This window comes from Mycoplasma testudinis ATCC 43263 (assembly GCF_000687795.1).
Classification (GTDB): Bacteria; Bacillota_I; Bacilli_A; order Mycoplasmatales; family Mycoplasmoidaceae; genus Mycoplasmoides; species Mycoplasmoides testudinis.
Genome location: NZ_JHXT01000003.1, coordinates 1 through 18,137, shown reverse-complemented (window position 1 = coordinate 18,137; position 18,137 = coordinate 1). Strand labels below are relative to the sequence as shown.

The window sequence follows — 18,137 nt, the reverse complement described above, 5'->3', positions numbered from 1 at the left end:
TCCTAGTGGTAATCGCAATACAAGATACTTGTAAACATAAGCATCTAATAAACGCTCATTGATTTATAATACTATAGTATTATATATTAATAACTATATGCACTCAAAAACTTTTACAAAACGCATCAACCAAAAGCAACTATTACAAATTAAAGAACGCTTTACGGACTTTAGAATTAGTTCAACTAATCCTAATATTTTCTTCGCTTTTAAATACGATGGAGTAACGGTTTCTTTATATCATAGTGGAACTATTTTATTTCAAGGAAACAATAGTGAAGCAGTAGTTAAACTTGTTTTAAATGAAGCGATTCCACGAGTCGAAAATAAAGAAAACGAAGTTAAACACTTCAATATTGTGAAACCAAAGCATCAAAATATTCAGTTGGGTTTGTTTGCGGCACGACCGAATGAAATTGGTTGTGACGAAGTAGGAGTTGGTGATTACTTTGGCGGAATCACAACATGTGCTTGTTTTATCAATGAAGAACAAAAAAAACTTTTAGTAAACTTTGGCATACAAGATTCAAAAAATTTAACCGATGATAAAATCATTAAACTTGCAAATCAAATGAAATCAGATTTAAATATAAAATATGCAATTTGTAATTATGACGCAAAAAGTTACAATGACTTGTATGCAAAATACAAAAACGGTAATGTGTTAAAAACTTTAGCACATAACGAAGCACTAAATAATTTGCTTACAGATAAAACAATAAAACTGGTCGATACAAATATCATTATGGATCAATATGTTAATCAAAAACTTTATAACAAATACTTAAAAGATAATTTGATTTTAGATCCGGTCGAAATCAATATTTTTGAAACTAAAGCTGAAAGCAAATATATTAGTGTTGCTGCTGCTTCAATTTTAGCTCGAGATGCATGATTAACTCAAACGCGAAAAATTCAAACCAAATTTAAGATTCCTTTATTTCTTGGTTCAAGCAATCCTAATGTTTTAATCGTGGCTAAAGAACTATATGCAAAATATGGAATTAACGGCTTAAATCAAGCAGTAAAAATACACTTCAGTTTTACTGAAAAAATCATTAAATCACGAAAATTATCCGTTTAGTTTACTCGTGAATAAAAATGTTTTTTGACTTGCACACACGAAGCAATTTTTTCGTAATTTCATTAATTTCTTCAAGAGTTAAAGTTTTGTCACCTTGATTGATATAATAACGAACTGTATAACGAGTTGGGGCAAATTTGTCTAATTCTGACTTGTCGATGAATTCACTTGATTCAACCTGTGGTTTTAAAGTTGAAATATTTTGGGTTGGAACATTAGGACTGGTTGTCACATTAATGTTTTTTGGCGTTGATGACTCGTAATTGATATTAATTCCCGGCAATAAAACTGGAGCATTTCGAATTGTATAAAGATTGCTTAAAAAAGAATTGATTCCTTCTTTTAGAGGAGTGTTATTTTCTGGTGGGTTGAAAACTGAAATCAATTCTCATTTTTTAATTTCGTTGACAGTCGCAATTGCTTTTACAAAATGTTCAAAATTATTTTCTTTTAAAATTTGCAAAGTGATATCTCGTTCAATATTTTGCAATTTACTAATCGGTTCATAAACAGACTCAATTCGATTTAAAGATTTAATCAAAGGTTCCAAATTAATATCCAAAACATAAACATCTAAATCTTGTAAATCATAAGCTTTTAATAATGAAGGACGAATCTTACCAATAAAACCGATAATTTCTTGATAAACAACGAGTTTTAATGCATCATTTTCAGACAAATAACGGGATTCTTCAACTGGTTCATAATTACAATTGAATCCAAAATTATTAACAATTAGTTCGCTTAAACCCTTCATTGTCAATAAGTTACTAGGAATTGCTTGGGAATTATAACTAGTTTTAAATAACGGAACCGGAACAACTATTCCAATGTGCATATTTGCTGATTCTAAAGAAACCAAATTTTGAATTTCGAATAAGGCTTGTAGACCGTTTTTACGCACTTTATTGTATTGTAAAACGTCCAGTAAATTTCCAATTACATTCAACCTAAAATATTCGCGATCACTTGATAAAGAATGGCGCATCCGCATTGGCTCACCATGATTAAAAAAATCAAATTGCTTGGCTTTAGATAATGATGTTAAATTGTAAGTGTGAACGTTGGAAATTTGCAAATTACGTAACTTTGATGAAAGACTTTGAATCATTTCATAATTCTTGTTGTCTTGATCTAAGATATAGTTGGCTAAAATAGGTTCTGGTTCAAAAGAGTTAATGTTTAAAATTTTAACTAATTCCTCAGCCAAATCTTCTCAAACATTAATATCTTTACGATAAGCCGGAATTAAAACCCGATTACTACTAGCATTAAATCCTAAAGAATTTCATATTGAACGCATTTTTAGTTCAGATAAATTTTTAGTATATCCAAGCAAATTAACAATATTTTGGAAATTAACAACTATTTCTTTACTGTATTCATCTAAATTAAGTTTTTTAGTTGGACGAGAGATTTGCTGCGGCAAAATATTTTTCGTCAAATATTCATAAACGTGATCAAAGGTTAACTGGGTCGCATACAAAGGGATTTCCCGACTAAACATTTGACTAGCTAATGTACTAAGTTTTAAACGGTTTGCCGTTTTTTGAATTTCGTGGCGCGAAAAGTTAGCAATCTCAATAAAGAAATTAGTTGTTTCTTTTGAAACCATACTAGCTTTAGATCCGATAACACCTGCTAAGGCTAAGATTTTTTCATCGTCTGTTATGATTAAATCACCTGGCATAATGTCATAAGTTTTATTGTCCAACCCAACCATTTGCATCATTTCTTTTGCTTGTTCAACTTTAATTGCACCGTTGATTTTATCTGCGTCGTGAACATGAATTGGGTTTCCGGTTAATAGTGAAATTAACGTCATGTAATCAACGATGTCATTAATCGGACGGATTTGGTTGTTAATCAATAATCCTTTGAGGTTTCAACTAGAACTCTTAACTTGCCAATTTCTTAAATAAATTCCACCAAAATAATTACAAAAGCGATCAGCGTTGTTGATTGCATCAATTGGTGAATTAATAAATTTATGTTCACCTAAATAAGTTATTTTTTTAACAAATTTTTGCTTTAAATAACCGGCCAGTTCAAGGCTAATAAACCGAACTCCTTGTCAATCAGGACGGTTGTATGGCAGACTGATTTCAAACATCGTATCATCAGAATTAATATATTTAGAGATATCTGTATCAAAAGGTTTGGCGTCTTCAAGCAAAATGACATCATCTAAATCTTCAGTGGCAACATACTTTTTATAATTAACGTTTAATTCTTCATAAGCACAAAGCATTCCTTCAGATACGACACCTCGAATGTTTTTTGCTGCAATAATCCGACCATCTGGGAATTCGGCCCCTTCTAAAGCCACAATTGCATATTTATTAATAGCATCATCAGAAGCGACGTTTTTAGCTCCACAAACAATTTCATTAAATTGTGTTTCACCTAATTGCACCTTACAAATTGTTAATTGTGCTGCATGAGGGTGTTTTTTAATAGCAACAATTTTACCAATTCTTAAAAAATCCATTTGTGGAAAATGCATCACTTGTTCAACTTCAACGCCAATAGCGATTAGTGCTTCAACAATTTTTTCATTGTCAATTTGGTTAATTGTTGGAATGAAATTACTAATTATTTTTTTTGATAAAATCATAATTTAATCCTTAAATTGTTCATTGAAACGGAAATCGTTACTATAGATTTCACGCATATCAGTAATCCCGTGCTTTAACATTACCAAACGTTCAATTCCAATTCCGGCTGCAATGCCACGCATTTTTTTTGGCAAACCAATAGCTTTAATAACATTAGGATGCAAAATCCCTGAGCCAAGGATTTCAATTCATTTTGTAAACTTACACAATGTGCACCCGTTTTGGCAATTTCAGCACTCCACATCAACTTCTAACGAAGGTTCTGTAAATGGAAAATATGACAACCGAAAACGATTTTTTAAATTACTACCAAAAATGTAATTTAAGAAACTTTGAATAAATCACTTGTGATTTGCCAAAGACATATTTTCTTTAATCCACATAAAATCAACTTGCATAAATTGGTGCGAATGAGTGGCATCAGTTGTATCGTTACGGTAAACATTACCAAAACTTAAAACCCGAATATCTCGAAGTTTATTTAAACTAGCTGCTGCTTGAACTGTTGCGGCCGTACACTGACTTCGTAACAATTGGTAATCGTCAATATAAAACGTATCGGTTTCAGCACGACCTGGATGGTCACTTGGGACATTCAAATCGTCAAAGCAAAATTTTGTGGAAGTTAATTCTGGTAAATTAATAATTTTAAAGTTGAATTGCTTAAAAAAGTTAATCACCTGATCAATCATTAATTGCAAAACATGATTGCTTCCGGCCTTTAAATTACTTGGTGGGAGCATTAAATCATAATTTGGCTTGTCGATTTTTTCTTGCATTTGTTCTAATTCAATTTTTTTTGATTGAATGAGATTTTCTATTTGTTCTTGTAAAATTTTTAATTCAGAGCCGAGTGCTTTTTTAGCGCTGACATCCTTTAAATTACGTAACGAATCAAAAAAAGGTTTGACAAATTCTTTGTGAAAAATATTTTTGGTTTCTACTAATAATTTAGGTTGAGTGATGTTTTTAATACGATCAGCTAGTTTGGCTAATAATTCTTGTGAATCTAAATAATTGTTATTCATAATTTGTCTTTCTTTAATTTGATTACCCTTGTAATTTTAACAATTTTCTAATCTTAAAGCAATCAGGCATATAAGTACTTACGCAATTTCAAAAATCATTTGAGTGATTAGGGTGAAACGTATGGGCTAGTTCATGAATTACAACATAACGAATATATTCGGGAGGAAAGGCAATTAATTGGGCTGCGAACAGTAAAGTTTTAGTTCGGTAAGCGCAAGAACCCCATCGCGATTTTAATCATCTAAAATTTACGTTATTAACGGTTGTATTCATACTTTTAGCGAATTCGTAAACAACATTTGGAATTAATTCTTGTGCTTTTTTTAAATAAAATTTTTTTATCAAATTCTTTCATGATTCGGGTTTTTGCGGATTAAATCAAAGAGATAAAACATCGTTTTCTAAACTAAATTTAGTGACATTAGAAGTTGTGTGAACTATCTGTAATTTTAAACGTTCGCCCAATAAGCAAAAAACTTGAGAATTCAAACTTAGATAACTATTGCTTAACTTTAAGTTTTTTCGTTTTAACATTTTAAGTAAGTTTTCACCTACAAAATCGTTGATCTTTTTTTCAGAAATAGCTAATGGCGCATTAACTAATAACTGATTATTTTCGTCCAATCGTAAATACATATTCTTCAATGGTTTGTAAACAATTGAATACGTGTGCATTTGATTGTTCAAGTAAATTGATTTAACAATTTTGTTTTTTAAACTCACTATTAGTTAACCAACATACTAGTAATTTGAAGCCGCACGCTCCAAATTAACTTGATTTTTTTTCATGTAAGCAGCAACAATTTGTTTTTTGGAAAACCCTAGATTTACAGCTGTTGTAAGTAAATATTTTAAATAATTTAGCGTAGATTTTTCATCTTTAATTGTTTGTGCATCAACCATCAATTTTTTAAATGAAGCAATGATGTTAAATTCTTTTGAAGAACTAACAATTTCGAACTTGCACGTTAATTTAAATTGCACTGCAAAAGTTAAAGCAAAATGAAAAACGTCTGCTAATTCATCCAAAACTATTTCATCTGGACTTTGCTTTTTTTTGGACCAAAATTTAAAAAAACGTAATTCATTTGCTAGTTCAGCAAGTTCGATAATCAGAGCCATTTGTCTTTTTTCGATTGTGCTAGCATATGATTGATTACATTTTTTAAAAACGTTTATATCTAGTTTTGCTTGCAATTCAAGTAAATTACTTAGATCCCATGTCATTTGCGCTGGCCCGAATAATTGTTTGCACAAAATCTTTAAAGACTTCTGGCTGTTGAATCGCCATTTCAGATAACATCTTACGGTTAATAGCAATTTTATTTTTACGTAGCTTATTCATAAAAACAGAATAAGTTATTCCAGATTCACGAAGAACTCCGTTTAAACGAGTAATTCATAAAGCACGGAATTCTCTTTTTTTGTTTTTTCGGTCACGGAATGCATATTTTGCTGATTTAATAACAGTTTGTTTAGCAGTTTTATAAGACGCTCGTCTTGTACCGAACGACCCTTCGGCTTCATTTAATCATTTTTTACGACGTTGTTTTGTTGTGGGTCCACCCTTTACTCGCATTGTATCTTCTCCTTATTTTTAATAAATTAATTTTGTAGTAAAGTCTTCATTGACTTTGCTTGTGTTGAATGAACAGTACCAGATTTGCGTAATTGGCGTTTTTGCTTAGTTGTCTTATTTGGAGCTAAGTGTGAAGTGTACGCGTGTTTTCTTTTGATCTTTCCAGATTTAGTTACTTTAAAGCGTTTTGCTGCAGCACTTTTCGTTTTCATTTTAGGCATGCTCAGTTCCTCCTTGGCTTGAATTTATATCACTTATTGGTTTAGTAGCAGGTTTTGGTTTATGGTTTTTGTTGGGGATAATATTAGCTTCATACATATTTGATGCAGATCTAGTAAAACCTTTTTCAACTTCACCGTGTTCACCGATCATTTCGATAAATGATTCATACAGTTTGTTAATAATGTCGTCTCGAGTAATCATTCGGTTGAAGGCTTTTACTGTAAATTTAACATGAAATCCTTCGTCTAATCAACGTTTAGCATTGTCTGCTCTTCACTTTAAATCATGAGCACCAATGGTTGGTTTAACATTGATTTCCTTAACTCGAATTACTGTTTGTTTTTTCTTTGATTCGCGTTTTTTACGTTTTTGTTCATATAAAAAACGGCCGTAATCCATTAATTTGGCAATTGGAGGGTTAGCATTCGGTGAAATAATCACTACATCTAATCCTTTTTGCTCACCTAATCGTAAGGCTTCAGCGCGAACTAATTCTCCAAGATTGTTAGAATTTTCATCGATTACCACAAAAGAAGGAAATCGAATAGTTTCATTCATTGGGGGTAATTGGGCACGTTGCGGCCGGGCACGATCGCGATTGTTGTTTCGGTCGTTGTTGTTCATGTGTCTCCTAATAAAAGATAATAAAAAAAAGTCGCATATAAAGAGCTGCGACGAATAAAATCAAAAGATATTCTGATAATTATTGATTTAGCCTTTGCATACACTTAAAGTGATTTGAGGCGAGTCGAAACTGCTTAATATTATTCAAACAAATGTTAATTTGAACCTCATTATTATAATAAAAAAATATATTTCTATAAAAATATTTTAATTTAGTTATGAAATCAAATTTTCAAAATTAGACAAATACAAACGGATTCAATAATCAGCAAGCGGAATACTTCGATTAGGTATATTTAAATTTTCTTGTTTAATCATGGTAGGTGTTCCACTTGCTCCTGTATTTTGGAGTGTAACTGATATTTGCGAACTTCATGAATCAGTTAATCTACCTGGAGTTGAATTCATACTTGTTGAAGTGGATGTGGAATTAGCACTAAGTACAACAACTTGGGGGGTTGCACTACTAGCGTTATAAGGAAATGTGATTTGTGTTAAAACCTGAAAGCGATTATCTCCTTGATTAGTAATAGAATCAGTAACAATCGGTGAACTAAATAAGTTTTGCTGTAACGGAGTGGTGTTATCTGATGAATTCAAAAAAGCTGTAAACCAAGAATTTAAATCTAAAAGATTCACAATTTTTAAAGATGTTGTCAATAAAATTTGGTTTGCTTTAGTCACGTCTGTAAAATACGAAACCATTCCCGTAACACCACTTTGGTTAAAAAGGGTGTGAAATGAATTTATCGCAGATTTGGTATCACTAAAGTTAGTAACTACAAATGGAGTGCGACTATTTGGAAAAGGGTTTTCAGTCGTCGGATTTGCTGCAGTGTTTGTATCAAGGTCGCTTTGTAAATCTGCATTTGAAGGATTTGCATCTATTGTAGATACTAAAACAATTGGCACAATAAAACCAATAGCTGCAAATGTAGCGCATGTTCCAAACCAAACTTTTAAATTAACTTTCTTAAATAATTTATGTTCTTTTGAAATTTTTGGTTTTTTAACTTTAGCAACTTTAGGTTTTGCAGAAGAATCATTAAGTTTAGTTTTGATTGTCTTTGTAGGATTAGGTTTAGATGATGTTGTAAACAAATTAGCATCAGACGATTTCTTATCTGCATTTAAAGGAGATGGTTTCTTCAATGGGCTTTTTGAAGAACTGGACGGAACAAATGTTGGCTTAAGTGCAACTGGTTTAGTTGGCATAAGTTTAGTTTGATTTTCTTTTGTTTTTTTTATAACTGATGTTCAATCTTTCACTACTAAAACCTTTTCTTGTTATTAATTAATTTAATTAAAAACTTGTTACTAAAAACATTTGTTTAGATCCTTAATTCAAACAACGACTATTCAAAATATTACTATAATAGATTAAATGTTCCATTTAAAAAATTATTTTCTTTTAAGACTAACGAGAATTTTTTAAAACTAAATTGATGACCCGGGCATAAGATATTATCTAACTGAATTCAATGCTTAGCAATTTTCAAACTTTGATTCATGTCATTTATATTGCTATATTGAAAATCGGTTCGTCCAATTGAGTCAATAAAAAGATGATCACCACTAAAAACATAATTCCCAAAACGAAATAAGCAACTATCAGGAGTGTGTCCTGGAACATACAATGTTTCAATTTTCATGGAATCAATCATTAAATCTTGATTTGTGTCAAACGTTTTTATATCTTTTGATTGAAAAACAAAATCATAGGCAAAAGCCGGACTGTTATAACCATTCAGCAAAATGGATTTACCTTTTTTGTGAATATAAAAAGGGCACATATAAAATTTTTGTAATATTTGACTATCACCAATATGATCAAAATGACTATGAGTAAAAATGATTCCTTTAAGAACATAATTATTTTGGATTAATCATTTTTTAATAGCAATTGCATTTCAACTCGGATCAATAACTACCGCCTGGTTGTTTTGGTGCAAAATGAATGAATTATTACTCATTCGTTGGTTGATGATTAAACTAATCGACTCATTCAAAACTTTGCAGTCATCACTCATTTTTATTTAGCTTTTTTAGATTTTTTTGTTTTTTTAGTAAAAGTGAAACTATTTTTGAAATTTTTAAAGTCAATTTGGTAATTTATTCCATAAAATCAAAAAACAAAACTCAAGACCATTAAGATTTGTAAAACTGAACTAGCAATTCCAAAACCAGTTGCATCTAGGTGAATAAAAGTAACGTTATTCACGCTTTCTGTACTAGCGATTCTAAAACTTAGGCCAAAATTATTGCCAATAGCAATTGCATTTAAATCACTAAAAGAAGATGGAAATAAGTCTTGGTTATTAATACTGACACTAACAGCACCAATGATCAAAAAAACAAAATAAGCTAAAGCAGAAGAAATTAATAAACTGATTCATGACTTTTTCATTTGTTTATCAAGACTAATGAAATATGGATCTTTAAAAAAACCATAAAGATGAAAAATTAACAATAAGATAGAAACGACTGGAAAAACAGTTGCCGTAATTCCATAAGCGGTAATTTGATAAGTATTATTACCAACAACAATTCCAAGCGCTGGAGTTGGAGCAGCCTGATAATTCCAAAAACGCGTTGCACTTAAACTTTGATCTGTGCCAAAAGCCACAACGTTTGGTGATAAAATTGCTACAGCAATTAACAACATCCCAATAAAAGAAACAACTACAAATCCAACTGCTGTTAAAATCACAAAACCTTTAACTCGCCGAGTTAAAAAAGCGTTAGGCGTTGGTGAATCCTTTGGTCCATAATTAGCTTGAAGTTTAAGAAGTTTATCTTCAAGTTGATTAGTTCATCCGGTCATTTAAAACTCCTATAGTTTTAAGCGTTTGATCTTTTCTGATAATCAAATCGACTTTTTCGGTTTAATTAAAACCATGTCTTCAATCCGAATTCCTCCGATACCTGGAAGATAAATACCAGGTTCTATAGTAACGACTGCATTAGTCATTAATTCCCGATCGTATCCAGAAGAAACGTTTGGTAATTCGTGGACATCTAGTCCAACTCCGTGACCAGTACCATGAACAAAAAATTTAGCAAATTCAGTTTGATTAATATAATCCCGACAAACAAAGTCTAAATCCTTGCCAATGATTCCGGCGCGAGCTTTTTGGATTCCTTTGGTGTTTGAAGCATCAACTGTTTTATAAGCATTTATTAAACGAGTATTTTTGGGTTTGTTACCAACAACTCATGTCCGGGTAATATCCGAGCAATATCCATCATATGTTGTACCAAAGTCACAAGTTACAAAATCTCCAGATAACATTTTGCGACTAGTAGGATGATGATGTGGGCTTGAACCATTAGGACCAGAAGCTACGATCGGATCAAACGAATTTTTATCCCCACCAGCATTAATTAATTCAATTGTAATCTTTTTTGCTAAATCTATTTCAGTCATCCCTGGTTTAATCCACTCAGGAAGCTTATTTCCAACTTTTGCAGTAATATCTATGACTTTTTTAATTTTTTCAATTTCTGCAGCAGTTTTAGCAGCCCGAAGTAATTTAGTTTCAACAATAGTTTGTTTTTCACTAATTTCTTTAATTAATGCATCATAAGTATAAGTCAAATATTCAGACTCAATCAGCAAATGCTTCACTTTCAATTTCTTAGCAATTTCTGACACTAATTTAGCTGAATTATACAAAATTACTTCTGTACCTTTAATCGTCTTGCAAGCCGCTTCATAATAACGGGCATCCGTTAACAAAACCGATTTAGTTTTAGTAATAAATAAAAAACCAAAGGTTCCCTTAAAATCGGTAAATCATTGACGGTTTTGATCTGATGTTAAGAGTAATGTATCTGCTTTTTTGGTTTTTAATAATTCAATTACTGCTTGATGTTTAAATTTGAAATCAGCCGAATTATTGACAACTGCTTTGCTTTTAGTAATTTGAAGCATAATTATTTCTTTTTAAGTTCTTTATGAACTGTTGCTTTACGACATCTTGAACAAAATTTGTTAAGTTCTAATTTGTCAGGATTTTTTTTCGAATTTTTATGTGTAATATAGTTAATTTCAGAACAATCTGAACAACTCATTCGTGTACCACGTTTAACAGCCATTATGTTTCTCCTAAATGAATGTGTATTTAAAAATAATAATAAATAATTATATTATATAAGTTACTATAAAAATCAATCATTTTTACAAACGTAACGAGAAAAAATTATTAATACATAAGTTTTTAAAACTAAGTCAAAAGAAAAAACGCACTCTAGTCAAATAGAATGCGTTTTACTTTTAATGGCGCGCCAAGAGGGAGTCGAACCCGCGACCACACGCTTAGAAGGCGTGTGCTCTATCCACTGAGCTACTGGCGCATTAAGATTTAGATTTTACTAAATCTAATGTAGTATTTTAAATTAATCTCTCCATAATGTTGACAACATATTTAATGGTCCACCAGGTGCTCGAGATAATTCGGCCGAAGGAATCGTGTGTACAATAACTCCAAGTTCTGTTAGTAATTCATTAGTGTAACGATTTCGATCATAAGCAATTACTTCACCCGGAGCGATTGTTAAAACACTAATTCCGTAATCTGCAAGTTCGCGTTCGCCGCGAACATCATCACCACCGCCACAGATAATGAACTTGGGTCGCTTATTAATGATTGCTTCAATTGTTTGACTAAATGATAATTGCAATTGTTTGAATTTTAGTTTTCCAATGCCATCAATGTCTTTTTCGGGTGATGGCGTAATTTCGAAAATTTCATTTGCGTTTAATAAGTTTTGATCAATAATAAATTTATCCCGATCGACCATACTAAATGCTTGTAATAAATTGATTGGTCTTTTGGATTGTTTAAAAGAATTGATATTAACTGCCACTACCCGTTGAATTGGATTTTTTAAATCGTTGAAAACGTTTCTAGCTAAGGTTTCTATGCCGCTTACGTCGGTTTGATCACTTATTCCAATTAACAAATTTTGTTCATTAATCAATAAAATATCATTCCCAGAAATTTTGCAATCTTCAAAGTCCCGATTGAAATATAATTTCAAATTATCAAATCGAGGATGAAATTTAATCAAATATTCTTGAAATAAAGTTTGTCGATCTTTTTCTTGATTTCCTAACTTTAATAAATTAATACCATAACCCAAACTTAAAAAGCCGTCTCGTTGAAAAAGCATTTTAGGTAAAGGTTTAATTAAAAATGGATTGGAACTTAAAGAAACATCGCTAAAACGGTTTCACGGAATTGGTGGTACTTCGTTTTGTTTAACGCCTGCAATCATGGCGTTAATCATATCAACAGTTGAATTAAAACTTCGAAAATAGTTTACACAAGTTTCATATGCACTAACACTTTTAACTTTTGCTTCACTTACAAAACGTTTGATGAATTGGTCTTTCACAAAGGGGCCGGCAAATTCTAATGCTTCGGCTACTAATTTTTCAAGGTAATAAACTTTAATACCTTGTTTTAGTAAAACATTAACAAACAAATCGTGTTCACGTTGGGCCCGTTCTAAATGCATGTTTCCTTCAAAGTTATTTTTAGTTAGCAATTTGCCAACTAGTCGTTCAGTTTCATATCCTGGACGATGAACAATAACTTCTGACAGTTTATTGATTTCATTTTTTACATTTACGCCTATATTAAAACCAAAATTATTGCTTATTATTTCATTTTTAGATGGTTGAGCATTAACAACACTTAATGAGCTTTTTGTTTTTTTAAAATTAATGGATGTTTTAGCCACAGTTTTTTGTTTGCTTTTTATTGTTGTTTTTTTAGCCACTGACTGTCTCCAACAGAAGATTTAATTTACGTTAATTAATCTTCTATATAATAAATTTACTTAAGTATTTATATAATTTTATATTAACGAAATCAATCTGCTGCAAGAAGTTTTTAAAGTAAACGGGTTTGTTTTGAAACATTTATGCCATCTTTTTAAATTGAGCTATTAAATTTGCTTCAAATACACCATCCGAAAATAAAACCCTTTTTTAAAAAATAGTTTTGATAAAATTTAGATACTAACAAATTTTCGATAGAACAAATTCAAATAAACTAGATAAACCAGGATTAGAATAATATGACTTCAAATAAAAAACAAGCTGTGCTAATTTGTGTAAGCGGAGGCAGCGGTTCTGGAAAATCCACAATTGCCGATTCTGTGGTTAAATTATTACCAAAAAAATTTAAAAGCACTATTATTTGTCAAGATAGCTATTATCTGCCTTTTAAAGAAAAAACTCTATCCGAAAGAAAAAAAATTAATTACGATCACCCTTCGTCATATGATTGAGAAATGATGATTAAACAATTAAAACAATTATTAAAAGGGAAAGCGGTCAATACCCCTATTTATGATTATTCAGAATATACATCTAGTTTGCAAACAAAAAAAGTCGAGCCTGTAGATGTCGTTATCTTTGAAGGATTAATAACTTTTTGAAAAGAAGAAATTAATAAAATAGCAGATCTAAAAATTTATGTTGATACACCAAGTGATGAACGTTTAATTCGGCGGATTGAACGCGATAATTTGCAAAGAGGTCGGACAATTCAATCAATCATTAAGCAATGACGTGGTTCTGTTCGATTGATGCACCGGCAATTTGTTGAAGCCCAAAAAGAAAAGGCGGATATCATTATTCCGTGGTATTTAATGAATAATATTGCCACTGATACAATCAACGGAGCAATCAAAGCATTTGTAGAGCGTCTCAAAAAGGGATTATAAAATGAGTTACTACAAAAAAGGACTCAAATTTAAAGTTAGTGATCATGCCAGAGTCCGAATTAAACAACGCTTAAATATCAAGGCTACACTTGATTTTGAAATTGATGACAAAATCAATGAGATTTTGGAAGGACTGGTTCCAGAATTTTCAAACAACGGTCATGATTACTACAAAATACCTAAACGTTATAATTTTTATGCAATCGTGGACTCTGCATCCAATGTTGTCTTAAGCGTTGGTGAAATGACTAACACTAAAAAAGGCAATTTATTTTAATTTAAAAATCCCCATTGGCGCTGGTGGCAGGTTTCGTTTATGATTTGAGCGTTCGTGCAAATCGTTAAAGTGTTTTAAATCATTGCCCTTTAAAGGTTTGGTATTTAAAAAATGTTGGTCTAGGTCGATATACTTTAAGTTTAAATCATTCTCATCTGTTTGGTTAACAACCAAACTAGCAGACGGAGCACGTCGCATAATATTCTGAGGCACTAAATAGTGGCGGCCTAAGGCGTAAACATCACTTTTTAATAAATTACGTAATGGTGCTAAATCACAAGCTGAGTCACCATACTTAGTAAAGTATCCAGTCATCCATTCATCATAATTACTTGTACCACATACTAAGTAATTATTTTTTTGTGCCAGGCTATATAAAGCTATAGTTCGAATTCGAGCCTTGATATTTCCAAATATTTCTGGTTGTAATTTTGGGTCAATGTTTAACGCATACGCCATTTCAATGGCAGCAGGAAGTAAATTTAAATGAACTGCATTAAGTTGTAAAACGTCAATTGCTTTTGTTGTACATTCTTCATCTAATTGGGAGTTATTCATATGCATAACTACGGCTAAATGATTATGCCCAAAGACTTGTTTTGCTAAAGCAGCAACTACAGCTGAATCAATTCCTCCAGATAAACCAAAAACAACACCATTAGCTTTTGAAGTAGACACGTTAGCTAATAATCAGTTTTCTAAAAATCTAGCATAAGAAGGGATGTCGTTAAAATTGGGTTGAACAACTTGTTCAGTTTTGTTTTGGGGTTTTTTTGGGGATTTATGATTCCTTAAAATATTCTTTTGGTTTTTTTTATTTTTTGTTAAATTAGTTAATTTATTTTGCTTTTTAGAATCAATTGTTACTTTTTGCTTTAATACCTTTTTCATAATTTCTCCTTTTATTCGTCTATTAGAAATTCATAATCGCTAATTACTATAACGTCGTTTGCTTTGGCGCCCATCGCTTTTAATTGATCTTCAACTCCAATGCTTTTAATTTTTTGTCCTAGTCTAGTAATGTTATCCATTGTAGTTTGAGGAATTTTCCGAAATCAGTAGTCAAGTTTTTTACTACTAACAATTCAGCGACCCATATCATCACGAACAACATTCAAAGGATCATTACTTTGAGCAGCTTCGGCTTCATATGTATACAAACGTTCCATATCAATAGGGTTATTAAATTTATTAGCTCCGTGTGATTGTTGGACTTCTTCATACATTCTAAAAATGGTAGGAATTAAATCACTTAAATCATTAGTGATTGCGCTAATGCTAATTATTGGAACATTTTTTAGATGTTTTTTCAAAAGTTTTAAACGCTCTTGAGCTTCTGGAACATCGTTTTTGTTAGCAACTACAAGCATTTTTTTGTTAAGTAAAAGTTGCGAATATTTTTTTAATTCGTTCATGATTTGGTCATAAGCTACAATCACATCATCGTGATCAAAGGGATTTAATGAAATCAAATGAATTAAAACTTCACATCGTTCAACGTGACGTAAGAAGTGATGTCCTAAACCATAACCTTCAGCTGCGTTTTCAATTAATCCGGGAACATCTGCGAAAATCAAACGTTTGTTTTGATATTGAACAGTTCCTAAAACGGGAACTAAAGTGGTAAAATGGTAATTGGCAATTTTTGGTTTAGCATTTGACAATTTGGAAATTAAAGTGGATTTCCCAGCATTAGGAAAGCCAACGATTCCAACATTAGCTAAATAACGCAATTCTAATTTAACATCTAACGTTTCACCAAGATCACCGTTTTCATACATCGCAGGAGCACGTAATGTAGGTGATTTAAAAGCTGCATTGCCTCTTCCGCCTTTACCACCGTGGCAAATCACGAATTCTTGGCCATCGTGAATTAAATCAATTAAAACTTCATCATTTGCTAAATTAGTAATCGTGGTTCCTACCGGAACTTTAATGTATTTATGCGGGCCATTACGACCAGAACCAACATCAGGCTTTCCGTTTTCACCATCAGTTGCTTTAATAAATTTTGTATATTTTAAATGCATTAATGAAGATTCGTTATGGTCGGCCACAACAATAATATCTCCACCTGCTCCACCAGAACCGCCGGCTGGACCGCCTTTATCATAATGCGCTTCGCGCATTCACGCTACAATTCCGTTACCACCATTTCCGGCAGCAACTTTTAAAGTACAATTATCGACAAATTGCATATGTATATTTTTACCTTAACTAGTTTTTAAATGTTTTTAATTTTCCGCTTGAAAAAAATATTTTGAGGAGCTACATCAATAATGTCACTATGTGCATTTAAGCGCATTTTTCTTGATAAATCTTTTAATTCTTTTTTAGCTATTTCTTGATTTAAAGCATTTTCAAAATAACCAAACGAAGATTTTTCTTTCATAATAAAACGGTTTACACTATAGTTTAGAATGATGAAACTAATAAAGAAAACCGAAGCTATTAAAATAATTCTACCAAGCAAAATCCACAATGATCAAGCATTGGTAAAAGCGCCACCAAAGATTAAAGCAAGCATTCCCAAAGAAAAAGAATAAACCATTGGGATCATATCTCAAGCGGTTTGTTTAGTTGCATAATGAATTAAAGAAATTGTAATCGCATGAAATGCTAACGGAATTAATAATCAATACAAGAGAATATTATCTAAAAAAAGCTGTGGAGAATTTAAAGGACCTGAAAATGTTGCAATAAATTGACGCATATCATTAACAGGAAATAATGGATGACCTTGAAAAACTAAATAATTTAAACCCGAAATATTCATTTCACCAAGAAATAATCAAACAAGCAAATAATATAAAAAAACAAAAAAGAAAATATAGACGGTAATAAACCACACTTTTGTTCTTTTAAACTGACTATTTGATAATAAGCGAAATTTTTCCATTCATTTACCTTGTTAATTGATGATTTATCATAACATAATGCACTAAAAAATAAGGTAAAAAACTTTTAAAATTTTCGGCTTAAAATAAATTTAAAAACAAATCGGTTAAATAACTTATTTTTAGTCTTCAAAAGTTGTCAATTCCCCTGAATTTAATTGCTTTTATGACATTATGAAACAATTTAAAATTTAATTTATATTAGTTATTCTTAAGCGAACCCAAGTGAGATAATAAGGTTGCAAAATTTCGTTTCTTTTTAAGCAGCATAAAATGTCAAAAAAATGATATTTATCATTCTTGTAAACAGGTAAACAAGAAATAATCTGCAATTTTTCTTGAGTTTCAAGTTGGTTTGCTACAACGCTTAATAGTGTTTGCTTGTGGTCTGATTCATCATGACTATTAATTAAATCATTCAAAGGATTTAATACAGAAGTAATTTCGTTATTAAATACAAGTTTGTAATTTTTTTCAATGAAAACATTTTTAGAATCAATTCAAACGATTTTTTGTAATTTTTTCATTAATTCGTACCATCGTTGTTCGTTTTGATCTAATTTATCGCAAAGAATTCCATTCAAAGTTATGCTTGCTAAAAAAACAACTTCAGGATAACTTGAATCGTGAATCTTTAATTCTATAAAAACATTTTCTTTATCAAAAACAAAACCATATAAAAAATTGGGAATAACCTTAGCTTTAGAAATTTTTTGTTGGTAGTAATGAAATAAGTGTGTTAAATTGGCATCGTGTTAAAATTCAAATAATTAATTAAGGATGATTAACAAGATGGCAAAGAAAATAACTCCAAAACCACCTAAATCTGAAAATTATCGAAAAGTAATGGACCAATTTAACCAATTGGTACTAGGAAACCCAGATATTTTTGATGCTAGCAGTGCCAATAGTTTAATTAAATCAATGACAGAAGTATTTTCTGAACCACTGAATGCACTTCTTAAAGCCGAAATGGATGAACATTTAGGAAGAAGCGAATACGAGCGTTCTGAAAACTCCAATCGCCGGAATGGTTTCATTGAAAAAACTGTTAGTTCATCAGTAGGGA

The 18,137-nt window shown here is 31.1% G+C and carries 21 protein-coding genes and 1 tRNA gene; 4 read left to right on the top strand and 18 right to left on the bottom strand.

Translation table 4 applies throughout. From position 1 onward, the window contains the following. Positions 1–97 precede the first annotated feature (97 nt). Positions 98–1,084: a ribonuclease HIII gene (gene rnhC, locus T384_RS0101015; RefSeq protein ID WP_027119475.1), complete on the top strand. Its 987-nt coding sequence runs from the start codon at positions 98–100 to the stop codon at positions 1,082–1,084. Position 1,085: 1 nt separating this feature from the next. Here rnhC and pheT read toward each other — a convergent pair whose 3' ends face one another. The 14 genes from pheT to T384_RS06005 all read right to left on the bottom strand — a co-directional run bounded on the left by pheT (position 1,086) and on the right by T384_RS06005 (position 12,943). Then, complete coding sequence (gene pheT / locus T384_RS0101010; protein WP_027119474.1) at positions 1,086–3,701, bottom strand: phenylalanine--tRNA ligase subunit beta; 2,616 nt, start codon at positions 3,699–3,701, stop codon at positions 1,086–1,088. Positions 3,702–3,704: 3 nt separating this feature from the next. Then, entirely contained in the window at positions 3,705–4,730 is a 1,026-nt protein-coding gene (gene pheS, locus T384_RS0101005) for a phenylalanine--tRNA ligase subunit alpha (protein ID WP_036498682.1), read from the bottom strand. A gap of 22 nt (positions 4,731–4,752) precedes the next feature. Continuing rightward, positions 4,753–5,454, bottom strand: coding sequence for a M48 family metallopeptidase (locus tag T384_RS06875; protein WP_052663388.1), 702 nt, complete (start codon positions 5,452–5,454; stop codon positions 4,753–4,755). Between the two features lie 18 nt (positions 5,455–5,472). Continuing rightward, entirely contained in the window at positions 5,473–5,958 is a 486-nt protein-coding gene (locus tag T384_RS0100995; protein ID WP_027119472.1) for a dUTP diphosphatase, read from the bottom strand. Beyond that, entirely contained in the window at positions 5,939–6,310 is a 372-nt protein-coding gene (rplT, locus tag T384_RS0100990; RefSeq protein ID WP_027119471.1) for a 50S ribosomal protein L20, read from the bottom strand. Before rplT ends, T384_RS0100995 begins: the two co-directional genes overlap by 20 nt. Before the next feature lie 26 nt (positions 6,311–6,336). Further along, positions 6,337–6,531: a 50S ribosomal protein L35 gene (gene rpmI, locus T384_RS0100985; RefSeq protein WP_027119470.1), complete on the bottom strand. Its 195-nt coding sequence runs from the start codon at positions 6,529–6,531 to the stop codon at positions 6,337–6,339. Continuing rightward, a complete protein-coding gene (gene infC, locus T384_RS06010) occupies positions 6,524–7,156 on the bottom strand; it encodes a translation initiation factor IF-3 (RefSeq protein WP_084266088.1) in 633 nt (210 codons plus the stop codon). The genes rpmI and infC overlap by 8 nt, the downstream gene beginning before the upstream one ends. Positions 7,157–7,372: 216 nt before the next feature. Beyond that, positions 7,373–8,425: a hypothetical protein gene (locus T384_RS0100975; protein WP_027119469.1), complete on the bottom strand. Its 1,053-nt coding sequence runs from the start codon at positions 8,423–8,425 to the stop codon at positions 7,373–7,375. Between the two features lie 101 nt (positions 8,426–8,526). Further along, on the bottom strand, positions 8,527–9,186 hold the full coding sequence (locus T384_RS0100970) for an MBL fold metallo-hydrolase (RefSeq protein ID WP_027119468.1): 660 nt from the start codon (positions 9,184–9,186) through the stop codon (positions 8,527–8,529). A 2-nt stretch (positions 9,187–9,188) separates the two neighbouring features. Further along, positions 9,189–9,980, bottom strand: a complete 792-nt coding sequence (locus tag T384_RS0100965) for a hypothetical protein (RefSeq protein WP_027119467.1) — start codon at positions 9,978–9,980, stop codon at positions 9,189–9,191. 9 nt (positions 9,981–9,989) lie between these two features. After that, a complete protein-coding gene (locus tag T384_RS0100960; protein WP_052663387.1) occupies positions 9,990–11,090 on the bottom strand; it encodes an aminopeptidase P family protein in 1,101 nt (366 codons plus the stop codon). Positions 11,091–11,092: 2 nt separating this feature from the next. Further along, positions 11,093–11,254 (bottom strand): 50S ribosomal protein L33, encoded by a 162-nt coding sequence (gene rpmG, locus T384_RS0100955; RefSeq protein WP_027119465.1) that lies wholly within the window; start codon positions 11,252–11,254, stop codon positions 11,093–11,095. Positions 11,255–11,436: 182 nt separating this feature from the next. Beyond that, a tRNA-Arg gene (locus tag T384_RS0100950) sits at positions 11,437–11,512 on the bottom strand. Between the two features lie 42 nt (positions 11,513–11,554). After that, positions 11,555–12,943: an arginine deiminase gene (locus T384_RS06005; RefSeq protein ID WP_052663386.1), complete on the bottom strand. Its 1,389-nt coding sequence runs from the start codon at positions 12,941–12,943 to the stop codon at positions 11,555–11,557. Between the two features lie 300 nt (positions 12,944–13,243). Here T384_RS06005 and udk point away from each other — a divergent pair, with 300 nt between their 5' ends. Next, positions 13,244–13,894: a uridine kinase gene (gene udk / locus T384_RS0100940; protein ID WP_027119464.1), complete on the top strand. Its 651-nt coding sequence runs from the start codon at positions 13,244–13,246 to the stop codon at positions 13,892–13,894. A 1-nt stretch (position 13,895) separates the two neighbouring features. Continuing rightward, the gene (locus T384_RS0100935) at positions 13,896–14,171 is read left to right on the top strand and encodes a hypothetical protein (protein ID WP_027119463.1); all 276 of its coding nucleotides are present in this window, start codon (positions 13,896–13,898) and stop codon (positions 14,169–14,171) included. Here the strand turns inward: T384_RS0100935 and nadE are convergent. The 4 genes from nadE to T384_RS0100915 form a co-directional block, all read right to left on the bottom strand. Further along, on the bottom strand, positions 14,163–15,062 hold the full coding sequence (gene nadE / locus T384_RS0100930) for an NAD(+) synthase (RefSeq protein ID WP_052663385.1): 900 nt from the start codon (positions 15,060–15,062) through the stop codon (positions 14,163–14,165). The two genes, T384_RS0100935 and nadE, sit on opposite strands and share 9 nt — an antisense overlap. Before the next feature lie 11 nt (positions 15,063–15,073). Then, complete coding sequence (gene obgE, locus T384_RS0100925; protein WP_027119461.1) at positions 15,074–16,369, bottom strand: GTPase ObgE; 1,296 nt, start codon at positions 16,367–16,369, stop codon at positions 15,074–15,076. Between the two features lie 26 nt (positions 16,370–16,395). Next, a complete protein-coding gene (locus tag T384_RS0100920) occupies positions 16,396–17,070 on the bottom strand; it encodes an MPN565 family protein (protein WP_027119460.1) in 675 nt (224 codons plus the stop codon). A 189-nt stretch (positions 17,071–17,259) separates the two neighbouring features. Next, on the bottom strand, positions 17,260–17,595 hold the full coding sequence (locus T384_RS0100915) for a hypothetical protein (RefSeq protein ID WP_027119459.1): 336 nt from the start codon (positions 17,593–17,595) through the stop codon (positions 17,260–17,262). Between the two features lie 265 nt (positions 17,596–17,860). Between T384_RS0100915 and T384_RS06000 the strand changes: the two genes are divergently transcribed. Continuing rightward, positions 17,861–18,137, top strand: a 277-nt coding sequence (locus tag T384_RS06000) for a transposase (RefSeq protein WP_036498677.1), incomplete at its 3' end; no start/stop codon positions are given.